We start from the raw sequence: 3770 nt of genomic DNA on the forward strand, positions 1-3770 counted from the left end.
GTAGAATTTACTCTATAGCCTACAGATATTATAGCGTCAAGATTATAAAAATCAATCTCTCTTGCTACTTCTCTTGTTCCTTCTTGCTGAACTGTTCGGATTTTCCGAACAGTTGCGTTTATTTCTAATTCTTTAGATTCATAAATATTTGATAAATGCTCACTAATAGTTGATTTAACTACTCCAAACAATTCAGCCATTGCTTTTTGCGAAAGCCAAACCGATTCATTTTCAAGTAAAACATCAACCCTAACTTCACCACTTGGTGCGGTATATAATATAAATTGTTTTAGGTTTTCGTCATATTATTTAAAGTTTCAAAAAACCAAGTTCGTAAACCATAGGTTGCAATTTTTCACTCAAGGTTTTATAAGCTTCTTCAAATGATTTAAAACTTACTGGTGCAAAATCGCCGCTTTCGTTTCTCTTTTTAAGGGCATTCCTGATTTGATACCAACCTACATCGGGACGATTTAATTTTAGCTAATCTCTAACTGCTAAAAAAGGTGGCACATAATGACCTTTATTCAACGCGTCTTGCACATAATGCATGAGTTGCGTAAACATAGCGTAACTAGAAAGTTTGGCGTTTTGTTTGGCTTCGAACCAAATTTCTTTGGTTTGAATATCGACAAGGTTTTTTTGGTATTCTTTGAGTCCAAGTGCTTTTATATAAGCATCTTTTACGTCTTCTTCGGAAGATGCTTTTTGTAATATTTGAAATAGACTCATGTTTTAGTTTGTGAATTATGAAATTGTGAATGAAACAAATATAGTGAATTTGAAAATCTTTGTCAAAGTTTAAAACTTTGACAAAGATTTTCACTCTTTATTTTTACTGTCAATAATTATTGTTACTGGTCCGTCGTTTACTAAAGATACTTTCATATCTGCACCAAATACACCTGTTTGGATTTTTTTGCCTAATTCTATTTCCAATTGTTTTACAAAACTTTCATATAACGGAATTGCAATTTCTGGTTTTGATGCTTTAATGTATGAAGGGCGATTTCCTTTTTTGGTTGATGCATGCAATGTAAATTGCGAAACCACGATAATATCACCAATTATATCTTTTACAGAAAGATTCATCACATCGTTTTCATCAGCAAAAATGCGAAGGTTTATTATTTTTGATGTTAGCCAATTGATATCTTCTTGATTGTCTGAGTCTTCAATTCCTACCAAAACCAGTAGTCCTTTTTGGATTTGGGCAACTGTTTTAGAATCGATTTCTACGGATGATGATAAAACTCTTTGAATTACTACTTTCAAATTAATTGTGAATTATATATTTTATTTGAAATTGATTATTGAAATTGCTATTGATTTTTGAAATTGCTATTGATTTTTGAATTTATTTATTTCTCGTTTCATCACTCGCAATTCTATCGTCATTATAAATATCCGTGCGGTAGGTTTCATCGTCGCCTTCTAGTATTTTTAGATAACTATTGTATCTGGACCAAGAAATTTCATCTTTTTCTAAAGCTTCTTTAATGGCACATTTAGGCTCGTCTTTGTGCAGGCAATTGTTAAACTTGCATTGATCCTTAAGTTTAAAAAATTCTGGAAAATAACCTGAAATTTCTGTTGGTTCCATATCTACAATTCCAAAACCTTTTATTCCTGGGGTGTCTATAATTTGCGCTCCAAAACTCAAATCATACATTTCTGCAAATGTTGTGGTGTGCTGTCCTTGCTTACTTTGCTCAGAAATTACTTTAGTTTTTAAGTGTAAACTTGGTTCCATGGCATTGACTAAAGTAGATTTTCCTACTCCCGAATGTCCAGAAAACATAGTTACTTTCCCTATCATTATTTCTTTTAACTCTTCTATTCCTTTTCCTTCGGTCGATGAAACCCGAAGACATTTGTATCCAATTTCTTGATAGATATATTGCATAAACAATTGTTCGTCGAGCATGGCTTCATCATAAGTATCTATTTTATTAAAAACTAAAATAGTTTCAATTCCGTAAGCCTCGGCGGTAACCAGAAAACGATCAATAAAATTGGTGGTTGTAGGCGGATTATTTATGGTAATTAACAAAAAAACATAATCTAGATTTGATGCGATAATGTGCATTTGATGCGATAAATTGACCGATTTTCTAACAATATAATTTTTCCTTTCGTGAATATTGGTAATGGTTCCTGTAACCACATCGGAATTTTCGTCTAAATCATAATCTACAATATCGCCAACGGCAATTGGGTTGGTACTTTTGATGCCTTTCATGCGGAATTTTCCTTTGATGCGACATTCCATAAAATCGCCTTGCAAAGATTTTACGGTGTACCAACTTCCTGTAGATTTATAAACGAGTCCTGTCATATTTTCATTTCAGATTTTACAAAAGTAAAAAAAAGAGTTTAATAAGACAGGTGTTTATTTACTTGTTTAATAAAAATAAAAAATCCAACTCTTCAAAGTTGGATTTTAATAATCAGTAAAGTAAATTGCTTATTTGGTATATGGAAAGTTTCTAGAAACTTTACGCATCATACTATCTACAATATCATCAGTTGATGACATTAAATTTTGGCTCATAGTTTTGTAAAATCTCCACAATAGTTCTCCATCTGCACCATTATTAAGTGTTAAAGTAAGAGAATCAGATCCTGTTTTCCCACCTAATCCTCCAAATAAAACGGCAGAAACTATAGCTCCTGCTTCAGTTTTAGTTTGTTCTGCCTCGTAGGTTCCACCCAATATTGCGTCAACACCTAATACTTTTGCGACTTCATCTTTTGTCATTTCATCCAGTTTATCTGAAATACCAGCTTTTTTAAGCAAAATATTTGTTTTTTCAACATCTTGAAATTCAACAGTGTAACTTTCTCTCTTTCTTAAAAGAAATGTATACATACTCGATTGAATAGACTTAGATCTTGAAATTTCTAATTCTTTGTTTGCTTCAGCATCAAAGTTTTTTGGTTGTTTTTTGTAACTTATTTTAACTTTAAACGGTAAAATTGCAATTACTTTATGAAGTTTTATTGTTTTGGACAGTTGTGGACTTTCAAAGATTTGTTTTTGAGAATAACTAAAGAGGTTTACTAATAAAATAAAGAAAAATAAGATTTTTTTCATGTTGGGGTTTTTTAAAATTCATGCAATAATACAAAAAAAATCTTAATGTTACTTGTTAATAATTTTTTCCTGATGGCTAATACTTTCTTGGTGAATGGCTTTATACAATTTTAAAACAAATTCTTCGCTTAATCCTTTCTGCTCACCTTCTAAAATCATTTTTCCTAAAATTTCATTCCAGCGTTTATTTTGTAATACCGCTACATTTTTTGATTTTTTTAGTGCGCCAATTTTTTCAGAAACTTGCATTCTGTGACCCAAAAGCTCTAATAATTTTGAATCGTAAATATCTATATTAGCACGAAGTTTAATCATTTCTGTATTGAAATCTTCTTCGTTTGTTGTCATTTTTTTGACTTTCAAATCTTCAAAAATTTGTTTTAAAACAGTTGGCGTTACTTGTTGTGCCGCATCGCTCCAAGCATTGTCAGGATCTGTATGGGTTTCTATTATTAAACCATCATAATTTAAATCGAGTGCTTGTTGAGACACTTCTTGAATCATATCACGACGGCCAGTAATATGCGAAGGATCAATAATTAAAGGTAAATCGGGAAATTTGCTTTGCAGTTCGATAGCAATTTGCCATTCGGGAATGTTTCTGTATTTTGTTTTTTCGTAAGTAGAAAAGCCACGGTGAATAACGCCTAATTTCTTTATTCCTGCGTTATAT

General features: G+C 31.5%; 6 protein-coding genes. All 6 read right to left on the minus strand.

Annotated features, from left to right (window positions below):
• A partial coding sequence (rhuM, locus tag RMN92_RS12000) for a RhuM family protein (protein WP_309609678.1) occupies window positions 1-200 on the minus strand: 200 nt, incomplete at its 3' end.
• Window positions 201-483: 283 nt separating this feature from the next.
• On the minus strand, window positions 484-732 hold the full coding sequence (locus tag RMN92_RS12005; RefSeq protein WP_309609679.1) for a hypothetical protein: 249 nt from the start codon (window positions 730-732) through the stop codon (window positions 484-486).
• 90 nt (window positions 733-822) lie between these two features.
• Window positions 823-1275 (minus strand): D-aminoacyl-tRNA deacylase, encoded by a 453-nt coding sequence (gene dtd / locus RMN92_RS12010; RefSeq protein WP_309609680.1) that lies wholly within the window; start codon window positions 1273-1275, stop codon window positions 823-825.
• Between the two features lie 82 nt (window positions 1276-1357).
• Window positions 1358-2338 carry a ribosome small subunit-dependent GTPase A gene (gene rsgA, locus RMN92_RS12015; RefSeq protein ID WP_309609681.1) on the minus strand — a complete coding sequence of 327 codons (981 nt, stop codon included), beginning with the start codon at window positions 2336-2338 and terminating at the stop codon, window positions 1358-1360.
• A 129-nt stretch (window positions 2339-2467) separates the two neighbouring features.
• The gene (locus RMN92_RS12020; protein ID WP_309609682.1) at window positions 2468-3097 is read right to left on the minus strand and encodes a hypothetical protein; all 630 of its coding nucleotides are present in this window, start codon (window positions 3095-3097) and stop codon (window positions 2468-2470) included.
• A 48-nt stretch (window positions 3098-3145) separates the two neighbouring features.
• A partial coding sequence (locus RMN92_RS12025) for a chorismate mutase (protein WP_309609683.1) occupies window positions 3146-3770 on the minus strand: 625 nt, incomplete at its 5' end.

It is taken from the genome of Flavobacterium sp. (genome assembly GCF_031363805.1).
Taxonomy (GTDB): Bacteria; Bacteroidota; Bacteroidia; order Flavobacteriales; family Flavobacteriaceae; genus Flavobacterium.

Excerpts from the sequence above, each read along its gene's own strand:
- RMN92_RS12005 (WP_309609679.1), bottom strand. The coding sequence starts at position 732 with ATGAGTCTATTTCAAATATTACAAAAAGCATCTTCCGAAGAAGACGTA.
- rsgA (WP_309609681.1), bottom strand. The coding sequence starts at position 2,338 with ATGACAGGACTCGTTTATAAATCTACAGGAAGTTGGTACACCGTAAAA.
- RMN92_RS12020 (WP_309609682.1), bottom strand. The coding sequence starts at position 3,097 with ATGAAAAAAATCTTATTTTTCTTTATTTTATTAGTAAACCTCTTTAGT.